Raw genomic sequence first — 20,799 nt, 5'->3', positions numbered from 1 at the left:
TTAGATGAGTAGAGTACTATTTTTTATGCCTGATAACCCGCTTAAAAAAAACGCGGGCAACAGAACCAGGGCTTTAAGCATGTTAAGCTATTTTAAATCAAGGAATTTTGAAATTGATTTTGTAAGCGAATATTTCACCGGAAAATGGAACGAAACAGATATTAAAGCATTTGAACAAGCAGGCTTAGCCAGTAATACTTATGTAATTAAAAAAAAACCATCTAAAAAGAACATTCTCTATTATCTGCTTTTTTATAAACTGCCAAATTTTTTCTATCAGAATAAGGCTTGGTTCTTTCCGCTTCAATTCCCTGAATTGGTGACCTTAAGGTTTAAAAGGGCTTTCAAAAAAATTCTAAAAAAGAACAATTACGATTACATCTTTATTAATTATGCCAGTTGGGCTACATTGGTAGAAGATAATCACCTAACAAAAAAATCGATAAAAGTAATTGATACACACGATTTTATAACCGCTCAACTTCAAAAAAAAGTTAATATTGGCCAGGCTTTTAAAGAAGAGATCAGGAGAATTTCTTTATTTGATATTGCTTTAGCCATTTCTGTCGAAGAACAGTATATCTTTAGTCAATTCTGTAAAAACAAGGTAGTGTTAGCGCCAATGATGCTTGATAAACCACAAAACATTCATAATATTAATGAAAAGTCGTTTGATCTGATATATGTAGCTAGCGATAATGTACATAATCAAAAAGCCGCCAACTGGTTTTTTAAGGATGTGTACCCATTATTACCAACCAATGTACAGATATGCGTCATTGGACAGATAAACGAGCATCTTTCAATAAAGGCGCCGAATGTTGTTTCCGTAAATTTTGCCGAAGATTTATCAATCTATTACCAAAATGCTAAAGTAGCGCTATGCCCTATGCTTACTGGCACCGGAACCAAGATAAAAGTAGTAGAAGCGCTATCTTATGGTTTACCGATCGTCTGTAATACCCGTGGGATCGATGGACTGATCAACAAGACAGACAATGGTTGTTTGGTTAGTGATGATCCTGTTGAATTCGGAAATAACATCATGAAACTATTAACAGACGAATCGGAATATAAAAAACAGGCAGAAAATGCCTTTGCTGCTTTTAGCATTAATTATGAAAAAGAACGTTGTTACAAAAATCTTGATACTGTTTTTGAAATAGTTTAATCACTCAAAATAAATTGAGCGCATTTAATAACTTTTTTGTTGCAAGGAAGTGTAATGGAAAGGCAGTTTTTTCAAGATAATTTAATAGAGATATGAATTAAAGAATCGATTTGTGAATAAACTAAAATAGACCTAAATAGCGTGTATTAGCCAAAATTATTTTAATAAATGAAGTCATTAATAGTGGATAAAAGTACATTTTTTCAAAATTTTTATTATGGGTAAAAAATTATCAATTATAACTATCAATTACAACAATAAGGCGGGGTTACAAAAAACAATTCAAAGCGTGGTAAGCCAAACCTGGCAAGATTTTGAGTTTATCGTTATTGATGGGAATAGTTTGGATGGAAGTAAAGATGTCCTTAATACATATTCTTCATTTTTTAGCTATTATGTATCTGAACCTGATAGTGGCATATATAACGCAATGAATAAGGGCATTAAGATTTCAACAGGTGATTATCTAATGTTTTTAAATAGTGGGGATTCTTTAATTGATAATACCATTTTAGAGAAACTGAATGCTGAATTAAATGGTCAATACGATATTTACTATGGAGATATCCTACACATTGATGGAATAAAACAAGAGATTCGCACTTTTCCTAAAAAGTTAAATTTTGCTTTTTTTTATGAACAAAATATCTCTCATCAAGCAAGTTTTATTAAGGCGAAGCTGTTTAAGGATATTTTTTTATATGATGAAAATCTCAAAATTGTAGCTGATTGGGAATTTTTCACTTATGCAATTTGTAAACGCGAGGCTTCATACAAACACTTAGATTGTGTAATTGTAACTTATGATGGAACTGGAATATCCGCAAATTCAAAGAATCATCCAGAAATCGATAAAGAAAGAGATGCTTCTTTGAACAGATATTTCCCTGAATTTGTTAAGGACTATGAATATTGGAAAGAGATAAAGTTTAAAAAGGCAGAACAATTTATGCATATAAAAAAGCATCCAATAGCCTATAAAATTTTAAAAGGCTTTATGAATATTATACTTTTATTTTTGCCAAAATTTAATAGAAATTAAAATGGATAGTTCTTGCGTAATTGTAATACCAGTTTACAAGTCCGAGCTTTCATTTTATGAAAAGATAGCTTTGACCCAATGTGGAAAGTTATTGTCTGATTTTGATATTGTAATACTCAAACCAGATGATTTAGATATATCGAATATGCAGATAGGATTCTCTTATAGTGAGGTGTCTTTCCCAAGTTTTTATTTTAAGAGCGTATTTAGTTACAACGATTTAATGCTTTCGGAACTCTTTTATGAGAAATTCTTGAATTATAGCTATCTACTCATCTATCAATTGGATGCTTTCGTATTTAAAAATGAATTAAAATATTGGTGCAGCTTAGGTTATGATTATATAGGTGCCCCATGGTTGAGAGAAAAAGAATTCCCAACTTTATTTAAAAAGACTAAAGAGAAACTTAGATCCTACCTGCACAGAAGATATAATTTACTTGATAAACAAGGTCGGCCTGATATTGCGCGACAATTATACAATCATGTCGGCAATGGAGGCTTTTCATTGAGAAAAGTTAAATCTTTTTATAATATCTGTATTCAAGAAAAAGAACTCGTAGAAAATTACGTTGGCCGGAACAGCAGCGATTATCATGAAGACATGTTTTGGACCATAGAAGTGAATCGAAAGAAGAAGAGAATAAAAATCCCTACTTATAAAGAGGCATTAAACTTTTCCATTGAAACAGCTCCACAAAGGGCAATGACGTTAATTAAAGGAAACATACCTTTTGGTTGCCATGCATGGGATAAAAACCTTGAATTCTGGAAGGATAAAATTGAGGCTTTTGATTACAAGCTATAATTTATCAATCTATCGTTTTACCCAAATATATAATTTTAAATAAATAATAAATGTGCTTTAAATATAGTTTATTACTCATTTTTATTTGTTTTTTGTAATTGCTTAGAAAAGCAAAAATATACTGACTGGTAAACCCTAGTTGAACCATTTTAAACAAAATCCTCAACAAAGCCCTTTTTTCCATCTTTGCTATAAGCTTATTTGAAATTGGTTCTATTGTTTTGGGTAACTCAGCTTGCCATTTTTCATGAAGTTTCAGCGTATCGGAAAACCATTCTTTGTTATAACCTCCTTCCGAAAAATGCTCTAATAGAATATCAAAAGTTACAGCAACATCAAAATATTGGCCTACGGTTAGGCTAAAATCTAAATCATAGCAGTGAAAACCTTTAAATAAATCTTCATCAAAACGGCAATTTGATAATACCGCTCTAGTTGTGCAAAGCCAGACACCATCTAAAACGACAACCTTTTCTAACATTTTACCTCTTGGGTTATGATAAGCATGCATTGCCTCTCTCCCACTATGCTTAAAATGCTGTTCGTAGTTATAAAAATTAGTGTCAACTTCATAAACAGGCGTTCCCCAGCCAGATGGTGCTTGTGTCTTAAATGAGCTACCAGCTATACCTAAAAGTCCAAGGGATTTATTTCGAGCAAAATTGTTAATAACTGTAGTACCCCAATTTGGAGTTTTAATTATGATATCTTCATGCATAAAGCATAAAATATCGAAAGTTGCGCTCTTCGCCCCCTCATTGTATATTTCACAGATTCCTTTTTCTCCCTTACCATTATCAAATGCAATTATTTCATATGGCACCCCGATTGAAGCAGCAACATTTTTACGGATATTTTCTAGGTTGTGTTTATCGACTGAGGATATTATTATTGAAATCATAGCTTTTTAGCAAATGTCAAAGATATTAAAATTATGCATAAGTGCCATTTTCGATGCCGTTTGACCTTAATTCGAAGCGCTCACAAGGGAAATCGCTTTTAAAATTCATGACTATCCATAATTGGTTTATCGCCACGAATGCACGAATAGTAAAAGTTTATTTGCAATAAAAACATAGCTATTCGTGCATTAGTAGCATTTATTTTGGGTATTTTAAATAGAGGTGCCAAATAGTAGGCAGGCATTAGATTATGAATGATTTTCACCCTGTGTGGTTTCACAAACAGTTTGGCAGGTTGGTTGCTATATATAGCATCTCCTCAAGTTTTAGCGACAGACTCTTTGGTATTGCAAAACTGAATACGAAGTTGTAATTTTTTAAAGGCGATTTCCTTGAAGCTCATACCTAATATTAAACTTTTACGGTATAATTGACTATTTTTGAGAAAAAGTTTTGAATTGATACAGATCAAACCTAACGCCCATATATACATTTTTTGCCCATCGAATTATGCTACCGGAGGGCCTGAAGCACTACACCAGCTTGGTAAAAGATTGATAGAATTAGGTCATCAAGTGTACATGTATTATTTTTATCACCAAGGTGAACATCCAGTGCATGAATCATATATTAAGTACAATGTTCCATTTGTAGATAAAATCGATAATCATAGAAACAATTTCCTTATTCTACCTGAAACTTTCTTAGATCCTGTCTTCGAAGAAAAATTTTCTTCTACCAAAAAAATAGTTTGGTGGCTTAGCGTTACAAATTATCAAATTGTATTAGATAGCGCTAAGAACGCAGTAAAGCACAAAAATTTTTATTCGCTCAAGTCATTTTTATTTCCTAAAAAGTATAAGCCACTTGCAACAATTAAAGCACTCAAGCGGAAAGGTGTTTTAAGTTTGGCACATTCCTATTTTTCATTAGATTTCTTAGAAAAAAACAAGATGGAAATCATTGGAAAAATCTCTGATTACATGAGTGAATCCTTCTATAATAAGATAGCCAGTCATGTTAAAAAAGAAGATTTTGTACTATACAATCCGAAAAAGAATGGCGAATATTTAGAACATGTGAAAGCGCTCTGCCCCGACTTATCGTGGAAAGCACTGATTAATATGTCGCCCGATGAAGTAGCACATTGGATGAACAAGAGTAAACTTTATGTAGATTTTGGCTATCACCCAGGCCAGGAACGTATGCCCCGTGAGGCAATTTTAATGTCATGTTGTGTGATTACCGGAAGCCAGGGCTCTGCCGCATATCAAGAGGATGTGCCTTTACCGGAAGGTTTTAAATTTAATGAGGCTGTTGATAGTCCGGAAGCAGTTGCCAACCAAATTATGTTAACTTTAAATAAATTTGAAGATAAAATTCAATTATTTAGCGATTACAAACAGAAAATCTTGTCTGAAAAAGAAAACTTCGATCAAGCCGTTAACCATGTCTTTAATAAAAATTAAATTTGAGTACCTCTAATATAAATTCCTCTAAAATAAATTACGACTTCATTGACTCGTTGCGCTTCATATCTATGTTTGGAATTGTGATGGAACACAGTTCCTTCTTTTTTGGTGCTAAATTTAATACGCTAAACGAAAAAATAGTTCAGATTTTTAGCTTACAGGTTTTTAAGTTTGGGACTATAATTTTTTTCTTGCTGGCGGGTTTTTTAATCGGCGACAAATTTACGAAATATAGCACGAAAGAATATCTTCAAAGAAGAATAAAAAACACGCTGAAACCCTGGCTTTTTTGGGTAATAATCCTGTTAATTACTAACTATTTGGATATTATTGTAAAAAATCTCAAATATGGAGATAATCCATTCCTTACCATAAGTATTCCGAATGTACTATTAAGCATCGAAAATATTGTTTTTAATACAAGTTTTTGGTTTATACCCAACTTCCTTATATGTATAGCTATACTGCTCCTTTTCAGGAAATATTTATATTCTATAAAACTTGGTGCTGCACTTTTATTATTGTCACTTTTTTATTCTGTTAACCTTTATATTGATGTTATTCCTACTTCGCATACTACGGCCTTGTTTGGATTTATATTTTATTTATGGTTAGGTGTACAGATCAATAAATACTATGATCAGTTTAAATTTATTGCAGGCAAAACCTCAATGTCTTTAATTTTTATATTATTAATTATCTCCTTTTCACTGGCAAGTTTAGAGAGCTATTACCTCCTTAAGCTGTTACCTGCAGATCCTTTTAATACTTTAAGGATAACTAATATAATTTACTCGTTACTGAGCTTTGTTTTTTTATATAAGCTTGGCGCTAAAATCCAGATCAAACGATTTAACCCTAGTATACTTACCTTTGGGATATATCTGGTACATCAAATTTTAATATTTAGATTAATGCCTTTAATTTTCAGGCCACTCCATATCAATTTTGAAAATAGATCTGCTTATTATTTTCTGGCGATACAATTATTAACATTTGCGGTAGTGTATACAGGATCAATTTTAATAGTTTACCTGATTAATAAAAGCAAGAGGGCAAGATGGATAGTGGGAAGATAAAAGAGTTCTGAATAAATGTTGACACAGCCTCCTTTTCATTTTCATTTGTACAGGAGCATTTCAAATATTCGATTCGCAGGGGCCCAATTTTACTTTAATACAGCTTCTTTTATTCTGCTTCATCAAGCTATCTCAATCTGAGTAGCAACTTAAAATCATCTGATATTTTTAAGATCAAAATATTTTCGCATAAAAAAAGTGGCCTTTTGGGCCACTCTAATTTTTATAACTTACTGTAGAATTACAGTTTTCTAGCTACTTCTACTTGTTCGTAAGCTTCTACGATATCGCCAACTTCGATGTTATTAAAGTTCTGAATGTTTAAACCACACTCGTAACCTTTATTCACTTCTTTCACATCATCTTTAAAGCGTTTTAACGATGCCAGTTCACCTGTGTATACTACAACACCATCTCTAACGATACGGATCTTGCTGTTACGGGTAATTTTACCATCCAATACCATACAACCTGCAATGGTACCCACTTTAGTAATTTTGAAAGTCTCACGAATCTCAACGTTAGCCACAATTTTCTCTTCAAATTCTGGATCTAACATACCTTCCATCGCTGATTTAATCTCGTTGATTGCATCGTAGATGATAGAATATAAACGGATATCGATCTGCTCAGCTTCTGCAAGTTTACGTGCACCTGTTGATGGACGAACCTGGAAACCAATAATGATCGCATCAGAAGCCGAAGCTAACAATACATCAGATTCTGAAATCTGACCAACACCTTTACTGATGATATTGATCTGAATTTGCTCAGTCGATAATTTCAACAATGAATCGGCTAATGCCTCGATTGAACCATCCACATCACCCTTAACAATGATGTTAAGCTCTTTAAAGTTACCGATAGCCAAACGACGACCAATCTCATCCAATGTAATGTGTTTCTGCGTACGTAATCCCTGCTCGCGTTGTAACTGCATACGTTTGTTTGCAATATCACGTGCCTCGGTTTCACTTTCTAAAGCATTAAATCTATCACCTGCTGTAGGTGCACCTTGCATACCCAAAACCTGTACCGGTTGTGATGGGCCTGCTGATTCTACCTTAGCACCACGCTCGTTGGTTAATGCTTTTACACGTCCACTATAACTACCCGCTAAGATTGGATCTCCCACTCTTAACGTACCGGCCTGAACCAATACCGTAGTTACAATACCACGTCCTTTATCTAATGCCGACTCGATTACAGTACCTGTAGCTCTCTTATTCGGATTTGCTTTCAGTTCTAATAATTCGGCTTCTAATAATACTTTATCTAAAAGTAAATCAACATTTAAACCGCTTTTGCTTGAGATCTCCTGCGACTGATATTTACCACCCCAATCTTCAACCAAGATATTCATTACTGATAATTGCTCGCGCACTTTATCTGCATTTGCACCTGGTTTATCTACTTTAGTGAAAGCAAATACCAATGGTACGCCTGCTGCCTGTGCGTGGTTAATTGCCTCTTTAGTTTGAGGCATCACCGCATCATCAGCTGCGATAACAATAATGGCAATATCGGCAGCCTTAGCACCACGTGCACGCATCGCTGTAAAAGCTTCGTGACCTGGAGTATCTAAGAAGGTTACTTTTTTACCGGTTGGTGTGGTTACCATGTAAGCACCAATGTGCTGGGTAATACCACCTGCCTCACCAGCTACCACGTTTGCTTTACGGATATAATCCAGCAACGAGGTTTTACCGTGATCGACGTGACCCATAATCGTAACAACCGGAGCTCTTTCGATTAAATCTGCCTCGTTATCTTCTTCCTCAATTACATTTTCTTCATCTTCATCTGGTTTAACGAATTGAATTTCGTAACCAAACTCGTCAGCAACGATGGTTAAGGTTTCAGCATCTAAACGTTGGTTAATTGAAACGAACATACCTAGGCTCATACAAGTACCAATAATTTTGGTAACCGGTACATCCATCATGCTTGCTAACTCATTCGCCGTAACAAATTCAGTTACTTTTAATATTTTCGATTGCGATTCAAGCTCATTTGCAGCCTCTTCTGCATTCGACGCTACATCATCACGTTTCTGACGACGTAATTTAGCACGTTGTGCAAACTTACCTGATTTACCAGCACCACTTAAACGGGCAAGTGTTGCTTTGATCTGATCTTGAATTTCTTTCTCAGTAGGTTCTTCTTTAGGTCCGCTTGGTGTAGCATTTCTATTTTGGAAACCTGGTCTGTTATTGTTGTTATTTCTATTTCCCTGGTATGGAGTTCCGCCTTGTCCTGCTGGCCTGTTACCTTGGTATGGAGTTCCACCGCCTGGTCTATTACCCTGATAAGGTGTACGAGGTTGCCCTGGTGTACCACTTTGACCTTGGCCCTGACCTGCAGGATTATTTTGTCCTTGCTGGCCTTGACCACCGTGTTGACCTGGTTGACCCGGTGCTCCTGGAGTTTTTTTGCGTTTACGCTTACGTTTAGCAGCTTCGCTATCGCTAGATGATGCTACCGGACCGTTTCTTCTATCCGGAGTTGTTGGTAAAACAATTTTACCAATAATATTCGGACCGGTTAATTTAACGGTACGTGCTTTAATAACCTCAGGCTCGTTGCTTACCGGTTTTGCTTCAGCTGGCTTTTCTTCCACTTTAGGTTGTTCAACTGGTTTTACAGGCTCCGGTGCTTTAACCACTGGCGGTTCTACAGCTGGTGCTGGTGCAACAGGTGTTTCTTCCTTTTTAACCTCAACCGGTTTTTCTTCCACTTTAGGTTGTTCAACTGGTTTTACAGGCTCGGGCGCTTTAACCACCGGCTGTTCTACAACAGGTGCCGGTGCAGCAGGTGTTTCTTCTTTCTTAGCCGGGCGTGTTTTCGAGTTAAGATCGTTTAAATCGATCTTGCCTACAATTTTAACCCCTGGCAATCCAGTTTCTTCAACCTTATCTTCTGCCTTAGTTTCTTTTACCGGCTCTACTGCTGCCGCAGGGGCTGGTGTTGGCGCTGGCGTTTCTACCTTAGGGGTTTCTACAACCTTTGGTTTCTCTACCGGAGGCGTAAATGATTGAGCATTTTTAATTAAAATCTCTTCATTTTTCTCAAAATCGGTATTCTTCTTCGGCGCTTCTACTGGCTTTTCAGTCTCAGGCTCGTCACGACGTATTTTACCAATCACTATTTGTTTGGCTTCTTCTCTTACGATCTTATCTCCCTGATACTCTTTCAATAAGGCATTATACATGTCTCCCGTAAGTTTAAACATAGGGCTCTTCTCGGCAGAGAATCCCTTTTTGTTTAAAAACTCAACGGCCGTACCCATGCCTATATTAAGTTCTTTAATAGCTTTAATTAAAATGATTGGTTTGTCGTCTGACATTTAGCTCCTGTTATTGTTTTTTATTTAATACAAAAGTAGTGTTTATTTGGCAATTACACCACTTATTCAAATTCTGACTTCAAAATTTGAACCACTTCTTTAATGGTTTCCTCTTCAAGGTCGGTACGTTTTACCAAATCTTCTACTGTAAGTGCTAGTACACTCTTAGCAGTATCGCAACCGATAGCCTTTAATTCATCAATGATCCAGCTATCAATCTCATCTGAGAATTCTTCTAAATCAACATCCTCGTCGTTTTCTTCTCCAGCTTCGCGATACACATCAATTTCGTAGCCAGTTAATTTACCAGCCAGTTTAATATTGTGTCCGCCACGTCCAATTGCTAATGAAACCTGATCTGGTTTTAAGTAAACCGATGCATGTTTGGTTTCATCATCCAATTTAATAGAAGTGATTTTTGCCGGGCTTAAAGCACGGGTAATGTATAATGAAATATTATTAGTGAAATTAATCACATCAATGTTTTCGTTTTTCAATTCGCGAACGATACCGTGGATACGTGATCCTTTCATACCTACACACGCTCCAACAGGATCGATACGGTCATCATACGATTCGACAGCAACTTTAGCGCGCTCTCCTGGTTCGCGAACAATTTTCTTAACGGTAATTAAACCGTCGAAAATTTCGGGAACCTCCTGTTCGAACAGGCGTTGCAAAAATTCTGGTGCGGTTCTCGAAATGATAATTTTTGGATTGGCATTGATCATTTCTACTTTAGAGATTACTGCTCTTACAGAATCGCCTTTTTTGAAATAATCTGCTGGAATCTGCTCTGTTTTAGGCATTAAAAGTTCGTTACCTTCATCATCTAAAACCAAAGTTTCTTTCTTCCAAACCTGGTAAACTTCACCTGTTACGATTTCGCCTACTCTGTCTTTATATTTTTTGAAGATTTCGTCTTTCTCTAATTCCAATACTTTGGAAACCAAAGTTTGACGGGCAGCTAAAATTGCTCTACGGCCGAAGCTTTCTAAAGTAATCTGTTCGATATAATCATCGCCAACTTCTAAAGTACTGTCTAATTTAGAAACCTCAGCAAGCTCAATCTCCAAATCATCATCCTCAGAAAATCCATCCTCCATTACTTTTCTCGTTCTCCAGATTTCCAAATCACCGTTATCCGGATTCACGATAACATCACAGTTTTCGTCTGTTCCGTATTTTTTACGCAACATGCTACGAAAAACTTCTTCCAGCACACTGATCACCGTTGGGCGATCTATATTTTTGAAATCTTTAAACTCTTGAAAAGAGTCGATCAAATTAATTGTTGTAGTACTCATTTTTACTTAAATGAAATTAACACACTTGTTTCTAATATATCATTAAACGGAACAGCTGTTTGAATTGCTACCGCCTTTTTCCCTTTTTCTTTAACCGATTCTTCAATCAGCAGATTATTTTCTGTAACCGCCAGCAGTTTCCCTTCTTTTTTTAATCCTTCTTTCAGCTTAATGCTTACTGTACGGCCAATATTTTTATTGTATTGACGGATTAATTTTAAAGGCTCACCAACACCTGGCGAAGAAACTTCTAAATTATAAGCCTGTTCTATTGCGTTTTCTTCTTCAAGATGAAAACCAACATGCCTGCTTATGGCCACACAATCCTGTATGCTAATACCTTCGTCGCCATCAACATGGATAATTAATTTATTGTTTGGCAACATTTTCACCTCAACCAGAAACAGCTCTGGCCGATCTGCTATTTTTTCCTCAACGAGGGCTGCAACTCTCTTTTCTACCTGCATATTTTAACCTGATTTCATAGAAAAAGGGGACACTGTCCCCTTCTCTTTTCTTCGATTACGATGCAAATGTAGTAATTTTTTAGAAAAAATCAAACACTTGCGCTAATTATTATGCTGATTATTACCGTTTAAGTGTTTGTCGCTGTGCTTTTAAATTCTGCTTACCATTACCCTTAATCAGATCCCCCACGGTTGCAAATTTTATTCCTACGTAACTCTCAACCAGATACTCTTTACCCTTAAGAAATGGCTGATCGGGATTAAATATGAGTGAATCGCCAAGTATCTTAACCTTGCCGGACACTTCCAGCTCATCTTGAATACTGTCCAGATCACCTGGTTTTATTAAAACAGACACCAAATTAATTGTATCTGCATTAGCCTGATAGGCATTTTTAACCTGTAAGAGACTCGCCTCATCAATATTTTTAATTATTATTGATGAACTATCCCCAGAAAACTTAATTATTGGCCTGTTGTTTGTATTCGAACATGACAATGCGAGTAGGATAATAGCAATTACGGCCTGGTATTTAAAAAAGCATTTAAACATTTACAAAAATAAACAATTATGAGATTTATTATCGAAATCCTTTTGATGGGATTAGCCTTTTTTATCGGCGCAAGAATAGTACCTGGCGTACATGTTGATGGTTATGCAACATCCATTATTGCGGCAGTACTGGTTGCACTTGCAAATTCAACCATCGGGTTCATTTTAAGATTATTAACATTCCCTGTTAATTTTTTAACGCTCGGCCTGGTATCATTTATCATTACCGTTTTAATGATTTTATTGGTTGATAACATGATGACCTCTTTTAATACTTCAGGTTTTATCGCTGCTGCATTCCTTGCTATAGTTGTAGCCTTAATTAAAGCAGTGTTTAGCGCTGTAGTTGGCGAAAAAGAATAGTTCAGTTTTCAGTTGGCGGTTTTCAATTCGAACTGCCAACTGAAAATTTATAACTGGAAACTACCTGATCACTTCCCTCGATATCACCATTTTCTGAATCTCAGATGTACCTTCGTAAATCTGAGTAATTTTAGCATCGCGCATTAACCGTTCTACGTGGTATTCTTTTACGAAACCATAACCGCCGTGCACTTGTACAGCTTCGATGGTTACATCCATCGCCACTTTTGAAGCAAAAAGCTTGGCCATAGAACCGGCCTGTGTGTAAGGTAAACCCTGATCCTTTAACCAGGCGGCTTTATAAACCAATAACCTGGCGGCTTCGATCTGTGTAGCCATATCGGCCAGCTTAAAAGCAATGGCCTGATGCTCAGAAATTGGTTTGCCAAATGACTTACGCTCTTTAGCATACTGCGTAGCCAACTCGAAAGCACCCTGTGCAATACCTAAGGCCTGGGCCGCAATACCGATCCTCCCGCCTTCTAAAGTTTTCATGGCAAATTTAAAACCGAAGCCATCTTCACCAATTCTATTTTCTTTAGGCACCTTAACATCGTTAAACATTAAAGAATGTGTATCAGAGCCGCGGATGCCGAGTTTATTTTCTTTTGGTCCAACGGTAAAACCTTCCATCCCTTTCTCTACAATAAAAGCATTGATACCTTTATGCCTTAACTCTGGGTGGGTTTGTGCAATAACCAGATAGGTTGATGCAGTACCACCATTGGTGATCCAGTTTTTGGTGCCGTTCAGCAGATAATAATCGCCTTTATCTTCAGCGGTTGTACGTTGCGAGGTAGCATCAGATCCGGCTTCGGGTTCTGATAAACAAAAGGCGCCTATTTTTTCTCCAGCTGCAAGTGGCTTTAAATATTTTTCTTTTTGGGCTTCATTGCCATAGGCCTCTAATCCATAACAAACCAATGAGTTGTTTACCGAAACAACAACAGATGCAGAGGCATCTATTTTAGAAAGCTCTTCCATTACCAAAACGTAAGAAATGGCATCGAGTCCGCTTCCATTATATTTTTCGCTCACCATCATCCCCAGGAAACCAAGTTCTCCAAGTTTTTTTACCTGCTCGGCCGGGAATTTCTGATGTTCGTCTCGTTCGATTACACCTGGCTTTAATTCTTGCTGCGCGAAATCGCGGGCAGCCTGCCGGATCATTAATTGCTCTTCACTTAATTCAAAATGCATAACATTTATGTATAAAAGGTTAGTAAATCAAATGTAGCATTTCTGATCGAAATTACTATGGCTGCATAGTAATTTATTTTATCTCATGTCACTTTTCTGGTTTATTTAACTATCCTAAAAAATATTATCAAATTTAAATGAAAGTATTAGCTAGAACAGGCTTGTGTTAACGTAAGATTATTATTTTTGTTAAATGAACTTAGGGCAGCAAATATTATTTTTCTTTAGTGCCCTGGGCGCATTTAATGGCTTTATCATTAGTGCGTATTTGTTATTCTTCAAAAAACCAAAATCCACATCTTCTTTTTTTCTTGGGCTTTTGCTTGTTTCTCTTTGTTTAAAGATCAGCAAATCGCTTCTTTTTTATTTTTATCCGGCCTTACCTGGCATTTATATTCAAATTGGCATTTTAGGAAGTTCATTGGTTGGTCCATCTCTTTTTTATTTTATTAAATCGGCTCTGGGGCAAGATTCAAAGCATAAAACTACACGAAAGGGAACATATCTCTTTTGGGTTTTTGCAATTGTAATTGCCAGTATCATTTCGCCGTATGACAGTAAGCCTGATGTATGGGAAAATTATATCGGAAGAATAATTTCAATACAATTTACCGTTTATATTATATTATCTGTCTGGTTACTCCGAGCTGTTTTTACCAAAATTTTCAGCAAAGGAGGTAAGATTTCTACAACAGAGACGCTATTGCTATCTATATTAATTGGAAATATAATAGTTCCGATGGCATTTAAGTTACCAATCTTCTCATTTTTTAATGGCCCTTGCATTAGTGGAGCTTTGTTTTTCTCAGCCGTTCTTTACTTAAACACTTTCTTGTTTATTAGCAGAAGAAAAAACAGCAGTCTTTTTTCGGCCAGCCATGATTTGGTCCGTTATGCCAACAAGAAGATAACCGAAGAACATGCAGTGACACTAACGGATAGACTGCAGAAGATTATTTTGGAAGAGGAACTGTATAAGAACTCTGATCTTAAATTAAATGATTTAGCCAAAAAAATTAATATTTCGGGTCACCAGCTTTCGCAATTGCTTAACGACAATTTAGGCAAGAGCTTTGCCGCTTACATCAATGAATTCAGAATAAACGAAGCCTGCGAACTGATTGTTAACGACAGAGGCATTAAGCTCGAAGCCATTGGATATGAGGTAGGTTTTAACTCCAAATCTACTTTTTACACCGCTTTTAAAAAGCACAAACAAACAACCCCTATGCATTATAAGGAACAGCTATTAGTTGTTTCATCAAACTAAATTTGGTCTTGTTTTATAATTCCGAACGCCTAAATCTGAGATTCAAAACCCCTTATCTATCCTTCTCTTCTAGTTTTGGAGCATTCCGCAAAATCCAAATACACGAAGATGAAACCGACATTGTTATTCTGCCTATTCTTACTTATACCTTTATTTCTAAATGCACAAACGATTAAAGGGAAACTGATTGATCGCAGAACCAAACAAGCTATACCTTTAGCCAATTTGACTTTGGCTGATAAAGACCATCCATCAGTGATCAAAAATACCAATAGCGATACCACCGGTTTCTTCGAATTTAGAGACCTGCCAAACGGAAAATACATTTTATCGGTTACTTTGGTCGGTTACCAAAAAACACAAAAAGAGTTATTGATAGATGAGAACAGCCTGAAAACAATTGATGTGGGCTACATTTTAATGGAGGAAGACGCTAACCTACTCCAAGAAGTAACCATAACAGGCGGAGTACCAAGTTTTGGCACACAAAACGGTCAGATTAAAATCGGGATTGCCAACAATGTGTTTTTCAGGTCCGCATCTAATTTATTAGATGTGTTTAAGAAACTACCTGGCTTGCAGGTTAACGAGGATGGAACAATTTTAATGGCAAGCAGGTCAATTCCAACCTTATTTGTTGACGGCAGGCCGGTAAACATGAACAATGATGAAATCATTTCCTACCTCAGGAGCTTGTCGCCAGATATGGTCGAATCGATTGAAATGATTAACCAACCTTCATCAAAATATGATGGAGAATATCAGGGGATTATCGACGTAAAACTGAAGCGAAATCAGTCTTTAGGTTTAAGAGGCACCTATAATGCTCGGTTTCAGCGTAACAATTACAGTTTATTGGATAATAATCTATCGCTGGTGCTTAAAACAAACCGGTTTGTTTACGACTTAAGGTTGGGCAATACCAGCGGGAACACTTTTTATAAGTATGATTCCTTGCAGTATTTAGCCAATGCAAATGCCATGACTACCGATACCAGAACTGTTACCTCCAATCAAAACTTTAATGTGCAGGCAAAAGTAACTTATGAGGTAAAAAACGGGCAAAACTTAGAGGCTTTTGTACGTACTTACCAGATGTATAGAGATGCGGTGTCTGGCAATCAGTTGCTTACCCAAACCGCTAATTTAGATCAGACCATTGCGTTTGTTAAAAGCGATAATTCCGCCTTACCCAAACAATACAATTATTCTGGTGGTCTAAATTATGATGCTCAATTTAAGAATAGCGAACTTCATGTAATTACCTCTTTGGCTCAAATTGACAATCAACAAACCGAAGATATCCAGAACCGTAATGCACTTAACGATCAGTTGTTAAATTACTGGAAAACAGACTCTAGAAATAGTATAATGATTCGTGCGGCACAAACTGACTACAGTCAAAAAATAGGTAAAGGAAAACTAGAATTCGGCGGGAAATTTGCATATACAACCACGCGGAACGACCTCCGCTATGATACATTAGCCAATGATGTTTTTAACTTAGATCCTAACCGGAGTAACCAATTTTTCTACCAGGAGTATATTGGTGCAGGATACCTTTCTTATATTGGTCAATGGAGTGAGTTTAATTACAATTTAAGTTTAAGAGCAGAGCATACGCACACCACAGCCAATTCGATTACCACTGGCAGTATTACAGAAAAAAAGTATATAAAATGGCTCCCAAGTTTGAACATTACTTATGCCATTAACGAAAGCGAACAGCTCAGCTTCAGTTACACCAGACGATTAACAAGGCCAACCTTTGCCATGCTAAACCCTTTTCGTTTTTATTACAGTCCAAGGCATTATTGGATAGGCAATCCTTATCTACAACCCTCTACCACTAGTCTTTTCGCTCTGTCTTATAGTAGAAAAAGCCTTAATATTTCGTTAAATGCGGGAAAGGAAACAGATCCAATGGGGCGTTATCCTGAATATAATCCAGTAACCAATGAACTGATTTTTCTGGGTAGAAACCTACCTTACCGAAAATTTGTAAATCTACAGATAAGCGCCCCCATAACAATAAACAAATGGTGGCGGATGAACAACAACATCACCTTCTATTACAACAAGGAGCTAACACCTTACTTTGGGAATACCTACGAAATACCCATATATAATTATACGGTTAATGGAAGTCAGGTTTTTACCTTAAAAAACTGGATACTGGATGTAAGTTATACCTATGAATCGAAAAGTGGCAATGGACTTTATATTATGGCTCCTGTTTACGGAATTGATTTTGGCGTGCAAAAAGCCTGGTTAAAAAACAGGTTCGATACTAAACTTACGCTTTATGATGCATTCGACAACATTAAAAGAAGGCTTATTTTCAGGGAGAAAAGTATTATCAACAACGATTTCTCCCACTATTTTGCTTCGCAAAGATTGGTTTTTAGTTTAACCTTTAATTTCGGAAGCTCGACTTACAAAGCCAGAGAAAACAAAAAAAGCGATGAGGAGAACAGAGCCAATTAAAAGTAATTAATTCCCCTTTTGTTTCTTAAATAAAATCAGCATGAGGCTCAAACAGCCCAATATCAATATGAGCAAAACCTGCGAAGAATGAATGATTGTTGAGTAAGCCAAACCATCTTTAAAAGATATGCCATACAGTACCAAAGACTGCGCAACCATCCAGTGAAAAACACCGATACCGCCCTGAACGGGGGCTGCCATAGCAAACCCAGAAAATACAATTGCGGTAAATGCAGCATTAAAATGTAATCCCGAAGTGGCTTGAATGGAAGAAAAAGCGAAATACATAGAAAGTGAGTAGAAAAGCCATATTCCTATAGTATAGGTTAAGAACAAGCCTTTTTCTTTTAACTTGCTATACGAGCCAAATCCCTGGCGCAGGCTTACAAAAATGCGCAAGAATTTTTTACTGAATTTTTGACGGAGAAAATATATCGCAACAGCAATGAGCAGCAAAATAATGATACCCAAACCAACCAACCACAAATAGTTAATCGTACTTAATTTTTTAACAAGATTGAGATATATAGTTTGATAAAGAAAATCGGCTACAATATCATATTGAAAAACCAGCATTGCCAAACTGGTGAGAAAAAGCATCAGCACATCAAATAGCCGTTCGGTAATTACGGTACCTATAGAAGCAAACATGGGCACCTTTTCGGCTTTGTGGATAACCGAACAACGGCCAATCTCTCCGAAGCGTGGCAAAGCAAGGTTAGCCAGATAGCCGATCATTACGGCATGATAAGCATTCCAGAAACTCACCTTGTAATGAATAGATTTGTACAGCATTTGCCAGCGCAAAGCACGTAACACATGGGCAATCCATACGGCAAATGCAGAAGTAATTACCCAAAAGTAGTTGGCGGTTTTAATTTCCTGCCAGATCTTTCCTAAATCCTGACCTCTAAAAGCTAAATATAAAACCCCTATCCCGATTAAAAACAGGATGATATATTTTAGCGCTGTTTTGAGGTCGAATATCACAAGGTTATTTTAGCAAGTGGTTGTTATCATCAGGAAAAACCAATATTGGATTGTATTTTTTGGCTTCATCTATTGGTAATGAGCCGTAAGACATAATGATGAGAATGTCGCCAAGCTGAGCCAAACGGGCTGTTGCGCCATTTAAACAGATGGTTCCGGTACCACGTTCGCCTTTAATCACATAAGTTTCGAAACGTGCACCATTATTATTATTTACAATCTGCACCTTTTCATTAGCGATAATGTTAGCTGCATCCATCAAATCTTCATCTATCGTAATACTGCCTACATAGTTCAATTCGGCTTGTGTTACCTTAACACGGTGTATTTTCGATTTTAATATTGTGATAACCATTCGGCAAAGTTAGTAATCAGTTTGGAGTTTTCAGTCATCAGTTTGGAGTTTCGCAAAGTAGCAGAATGTTAAATGTGAATAGTTAATGGTTCATAGTTGATAGCTTAGGGGGCCTGACTATTAACCAAAAGACGATGAACCATTAACCGACTACATCATCCATCACTTAATAATCATATTATCGATCAGTCTGGTCGACCCTACTTTTGCGGCAACCAGTGCAATCAGGTTATTTTCATACTTTGCTTTTGCTGGTTCTAATGTATCGCCATTGGCAATGGTAAAATAATCGAGTTCAACACCATCAATATTATGGTAAAATGCTTTGGCCTTATCTTCTAATTCTGACAGCGAATATTCATTAAAATGATCGATAACGAATTGTAGCGATTTACTCAGCACGAGCGAATGTTTGCGATCATTGTCCGATAAATGGATATTCCGGCTGCTCATGGCTAAACCATCATCTTCGCGGATAATCGGGCAGGTAATAATGGTGATGGGCAGCTTAAAATAAGCCAGCATATTCTTGATCATTAATACCTGTTGAAAATCTTTTTGTCCGAACATGGCTACATCTGGCTCAACGGCATCAAACAATTTTTTTACAATTTGCGTTACACCTTGATAGTGGCCCTTTCTAAATTCGCCTTCCAACAGAAATTCGGCATTCCCCAAATCAATGTGCCAAGCCTCGTCGGCCCCTGCAGGATACATTTCATCTACATTAGGCATAAATACACCATTACAACCTGCATCGGCCAACATGGCTAAATCGTGTTCGATTGGACGCGGGTATTTCTCTAAATCTTTAGGATCTGTAAACTGCGTTGGATTTACAAATATGCTACAGATAATGATATCGGCATTTTGTTGGGCCAGTTTTATCAACGATATATGGCCATTGTGCAGGGCACCCATGGTAGGCACAAGTGCTATTTTTTTACCTGATGCTTTTAAGGGTTTTAAAAAAGCCTTAAGCGCTGCTTTGGTTTTAAATATTTCCAATTTGGACAAACTAAATTAAAGCCGTAAAGGTGTAAATTAATCTAAACGAAACCAAACAAATGCTTGCTATATTGATAAATAGTATTATTATGCTTACCTTTGCAGCTCATTATCTTTTATTTAACTTAATATTTTCTTAGAATATGGAGATGGCAAAAACGAAGCTGCTGATTGTTACACACGAGATGTCGCCTTTCCTCGAGCTTACTAAAATTTCTGAAATCACGCGCCAATTACCACAAGCAATGCAAGAAAAAGGATTCGAAATCCGCATCTTAATGCCTAAATTTGGTAACATCAACGAAAGAAGAAATCGTTTACACGAAGTAATCCGCTTATCAGGAATGAACATCATTATCGATGACAACGATAATCCCTTAATCATTAAAGTAGCCTCCATCCCAGCTGCACGCATGCAGGTTTATTTCTTAGACAATGAAGAATATTTCCAACGCAAACAAGTATTTAGAGATGCAAGCGGGAAATTCTTCGACGACAATGATGAACGCACAATTTTCTTTTGCAAAGGCGCATTGGAAACCGTTAAAAAACTAGGTTGGGCACCAGATATCGTTCACTGTCATGGCTGGATGAGTGCATTAGTTCCTGCCTATATCAAAACAACTTATAAAAATGATCCTACTTTTAAAAATTCTAAAGTAGTATACTCTGTTTATGAGGATGGCTTTACAGAGAAATTAAATGCTAATTTTTCTAAGAAAGCAGTGATGGCAAATATGACTGAGGATGACACTAAAGCATTCTTACCATCTGATTGCGACAGCATGCACATTGGTGCGATAACACACGCTGACGCAGTAGTTTTAGCAGATGAAAACCTGAATAAAGATGTGTTAAAATTTGTTAAAGATTCCAATAAGCCAACATTAGCTTTTAACTTAACCGAGAATTTCGAAAACTTCTATACTTTTTATGAAGAAATTTCGAATGACGAACTGGTTTCACTTGCTTAATTAAG

General features: G+C 36.5%; 18 protein-coding genes. 9 read left to right on the top strand and 9 right to left on the bottom strand.

What is annotated here, in order from left to right:
• Window positions 1-4: 4 nt before the first annotated feature.
• From ACTJKN_RS11620 to ACTJKN_RS11610, 3 genes are all read left to right on the top strand, one after another.
• Entirely contained in the window at window positions 5-1,171 is a 1,167-nt protein-coding gene (locus ACTJKN_RS11620; protein ID WP_440825122.1) for a glycosyltransferase, read from the top strand.
• Between the two features lie 217 nt (window positions 1,172-1,388).
• Window positions 1,389-2,213, top strand: a complete 825-nt coding sequence (locus ACTJKN_RS11615) for a glycosyltransferase family 2 protein (RefSeq protein ID WP_440825120.1) — start codon at window positions 1,389-1,391, stop codon at window positions 2,211-2,213.
• A 1-nt stretch (window position 2,214) separates the two neighbouring features.
• Entirely contained in the window at window positions 2,215-3,021 is an 807-nt protein-coding gene (locus ACTJKN_RS11610; protein ID WP_440825119.1) for a DUF5672 family protein, read from the top strand.
• A gap of 4 nt (window positions 3,022-3,025) precedes the next feature.
• Here the strand turns inward: ACTJKN_RS11610 and ACTJKN_RS11605 are convergent, their stop codons facing one another.
• A complete protein-coding gene (locus ACTJKN_RS11605) occupies window positions 3,026-3,922 on the bottom strand; it encodes a glycosyltransferase (RefSeq protein WP_440825117.1) in 897 nt (298 codons plus the stop codon).
• Window positions 3,923-4,363: 441 nt separating this feature from the next.
• Between ACTJKN_RS11605 and ACTJKN_RS11600 the strand changes: the two genes are divergently transcribed.
• Window positions 4,364-5,392, top strand: a complete 1,029-nt coding sequence (locus ACTJKN_RS11600; protein WP_440825116.1) for a hypothetical protein — start codon at window positions 4,364-4,366, stop codon at window positions 5,390-5,392.
• A 2-nt stretch (window positions 5,393-5,394) separates the two neighbouring features.
• Window positions 5,395-6,474, top strand: a complete 1,080-nt coding sequence (locus tag ACTJKN_RS11595; RefSeq protein ID WP_440825115.1) for an acyltransferase family protein — start codon at window positions 5,395-5,397, stop codon at window positions 6,472-6,474.
• Between the two features lie 241 nt (window positions 6,475-6,715).
• Here the strand turns inward: ACTJKN_RS11595 and infB are convergent, their stop codons facing one another.
• The 4 genes from infB to ACTJKN_RS11575 all read right to left on the bottom strand — a co-directional run bounded on the left by infB (window position 6,716) and on the right by ACTJKN_RS11575 (window position 12,147).
• The gene (infB, locus tag ACTJKN_RS11590; RefSeq protein ID WP_440825113.1) at window positions 6,716-9,820 is read right to left on the bottom strand and encodes a translation initiation factor IF-2; all 3,105 of its coding nucleotides are present in this window, start codon (window positions 9,818-9,820) and stop codon (window positions 6,716-6,718) included.
• Between the two features lie 62 nt (window positions 9,821-9,882).
• The gene (gene nusA, locus ACTJKN_RS11585; protein WP_029274497.1) at window positions 9,883-11,127 is read right to left on the bottom strand and encodes a transcription termination factor NusA; all 1,245 of its coding nucleotides are present in this window, start codon (window positions 11,125-11,127) and stop codon (window positions 9,883-9,885) included.
• A gap of 2 nt (window positions 11,128-11,129) precedes the next feature.
• Window positions 11,130-11,594 (bottom strand): ribosome assembly cofactor RimP, encoded by a 465-nt coding sequence (rimP, locus tag ACTJKN_RS11580; protein ID WP_440825112.1) that lies wholly within the window; start codon window positions 11,592-11,594, stop codon window positions 11,130-11,132.
• A gap of 121 nt (window positions 11,595-11,715) precedes the next feature.
• Window positions 11,716-12,147, bottom strand: a complete 432-nt coding sequence (locus ACTJKN_RS11575) for a hypothetical protein (protein WP_440825111.1) — start codon at window positions 12,145-12,147, stop codon at window positions 11,716-11,718.
• A gap of 18 nt (window positions 12,148-12,165) precedes the next feature.
• On the opposite strand from ACTJKN_RS11575, the gene ACTJKN_RS11570 reads away from it, so the two are divergent.
• Window positions 12,166-12,510: a phage holin family protein gene (locus ACTJKN_RS11570; protein ID WP_230142482.1), complete on the top strand. Its 345-nt coding sequence runs from the start codon at window positions 12,166-12,168 to the stop codon at window positions 12,508-12,510.
• A gap of 60 nt (window positions 12,511-12,570) precedes the next feature.
• Here the strand turns inward: ACTJKN_RS11570 and ACTJKN_RS11565 are convergent, their stop codons facing one another.
• Entirely contained in the window at window positions 12,571-13,710 is a 1,140-nt protein-coding gene (locus ACTJKN_RS11565; RefSeq protein ID WP_440825110.1) for an acyl-CoA dehydrogenase, read from the bottom strand.
• A gap of 193 nt (window positions 13,711-13,903) precedes the next feature.
• On the opposite strand from ACTJKN_RS11565, the gene ACTJKN_RS11560 reads away from it, so the two are divergent.
• Window positions 13,904-14,980, top strand: coding sequence for a helix-turn-helix domain-containing protein (locus ACTJKN_RS11560; protein WP_440825109.1), 1,077 nt, complete (start codon window positions 13,904-13,906; stop codon window positions 14,978-14,980).
• 108 nt (window positions 14,981-15,088) lie between these two features.
• Entirely contained in the window at window positions 15,089-17,467 is a 2,379-nt protein-coding gene (locus tag ACTJKN_RS11555; protein WP_440825108.1) for an outer membrane beta-barrel protein, read from the top strand.
• Between the two features lie 6 nt (window positions 17,468-17,473).
• Here the strand turns inward: ACTJKN_RS11555 and ACTJKN_RS11550 are convergent, their stop codons facing one another.
• The 3 genes from ACTJKN_RS11550 to panC all read right to left on the bottom strand — a co-directional run bounded on the left by ACTJKN_RS11550 (window position 17,474) and on the right by panC (window position 19,820).
• Window positions 17,474-18,457, bottom strand: coding sequence for a lysylphosphatidylglycerol synthase transmembrane domain-containing protein (locus ACTJKN_RS11550; RefSeq protein WP_440825107.1), 984 nt, complete (start codon window positions 18,455-18,457; stop codon window positions 17,474-17,476).
• 4 nt (window positions 18,458-18,461) lie between these two features.
• Window positions 18,462-18,812 carry an aspartate 1-decarboxylase gene (panD, locus tag ACTJKN_RS11545; protein ID WP_131028219.1) on the bottom strand — a complete coding sequence of 117 codons (351 nt, stop codon included), beginning with the start codon at window positions 18,810-18,812 and terminating at the stop codon, window positions 18,462-18,464.
• 162 nt (window positions 18,813-18,974) lie between these two features.
• The gene (gene panC / locus ACTJKN_RS11540; protein ID WP_440825106.1) at window positions 18,975-19,820 is read right to left on the bottom strand and encodes a pantoate--beta-alanine ligase; all 846 of its coding nucleotides are present in this window, start codon (window positions 19,818-19,820) and stop codon (window positions 18,975-18,977) included.
• Between the two features lie 149 nt (window positions 19,821-19,969).
• Here panC and ACTJKN_RS11535 point away from each other — a divergent pair, with 149 nt between their 5' ends.
• Window positions 19,970-20,794, top strand: a complete 825-nt coding sequence (locus ACTJKN_RS11535; protein ID WP_440825104.1) for a glycogen/starch synthase — start codon at window positions 19,970-19,972, stop codon at window positions 20,792-20,794.
• Window positions 20,795-20,799: the final 5 nt, after the last annotated feature.

The organism is Pedobacter sp. 22163 (genome assembly GCF_052045595.1).
GTDB lineage: Bacteria > Bacteroidota > Bacteroidia > Sphingobacteriales > Sphingobacteriaceae > Pedobacter.
Note: the sequence above shows the minus strand (reverse complement) of the source record. Positions and strands in the feature narration are given on the sequence as shown.

What these genes read in the sequence shown, in the direction of transcription:
- ACTJKN_RS11620 (WP_440825122.1), top strand. Translation starts at nt 5, where the DNA reads ATGAGTAGAGTACTATTTTTTATGCCTGATAACCCGCTTAAAAAAAAC.
- ACTJKN_RS11615 (WP_440825120.1), top strand. Translation starts at nt 1,389, where the DNA reads ATGGGTAAAAAATTATCAATTATAACTATCAATTACAACAATAAGGCG.
- ACTJKN_RS11610 (WP_440825119.1), top strand. Translation starts at nt 2,215, where the DNA reads ATGGATAGTTCTTGCGTAATTGTAATACCAGTTTACAAGTCCGAGCTT.
- ACTJKN_RS11605 (WP_440825117.1), bottom strand. Translation starts at nt 3,922, where the DNA reads ATGATTTCAATAATAATATCCTCAGTCGATAAACACAACCTAGAAAAT.
- infB (WP_440825113.1), bottom strand. Translation starts at nt 9,820, where the DNA reads ATGTCAGACGACAAACCAATCATTTTAATTAAAGCTATTAAAGAACTT.
- nusA (WP_029274497.1), bottom strand. Translation starts at nt 11,127, where the DNA reads ATGAGTACTACAACAATTAATTTGATCGACTCTTTTCAAGAGTTTAAA.
- rimP (WP_440825112.1), bottom strand. Translation starts at nt 11,594, where the DNA reads ATGCAGGTAGAAAAGAGAGTTGCAGCCCTCGTTGAGGAAAAAATAGCA.
- ACTJKN_RS11575 (WP_440825111.1), bottom strand. Translation starts at nt 12,147, where the DNA reads ATGTTTAAATGCTTTTTTAAATACCAGGCCGTAATTGCTATTATCCTA.
- ACTJKN_RS11570 (WP_230142482.1), top strand. Translation starts at nt 12,166, where the DNA reads ATGAGATTTATTATCGAAATCCTTTTGATGGGATTAGCCTTTTTTATC.
- ACTJKN_RS11565 (WP_440825110.1), bottom strand. Translation starts at nt 13,710, where the DNA reads ATGCATTTTGAATTAAGTGAAGAGCAATTAATGATCCGGCAGGCTGCC.
- ACTJKN_RS11560 (WP_440825109.1), top strand. Translation starts at nt 13,904, where the DNA reads ATGAACTTAGGGCAGCAAATATTATTTTTCTTTAGTGCCCTGGGCGCA.
- ACTJKN_RS11555 (WP_440825108.1), top strand. Translation starts at nt 15,089, where the DNA reads ATGAAACCGACATTGTTATTCTGCCTATTCTTACTTATACCTTTATTT.
- panD (WP_131028219.1), bottom strand. Translation starts at nt 18,812, where the DNA reads ATGGTTATCACAATATTAAAATCGAAAATACACCGTGTTAAGGTAACA.
- ACTJKN_RS11535 (WP_440825104.1), top strand. Translation starts at nt 19,970, where the DNA reads ATGGCAAAAACGAAGCTGCTGATTGTTACACACGAGATGTCGCCTTTC.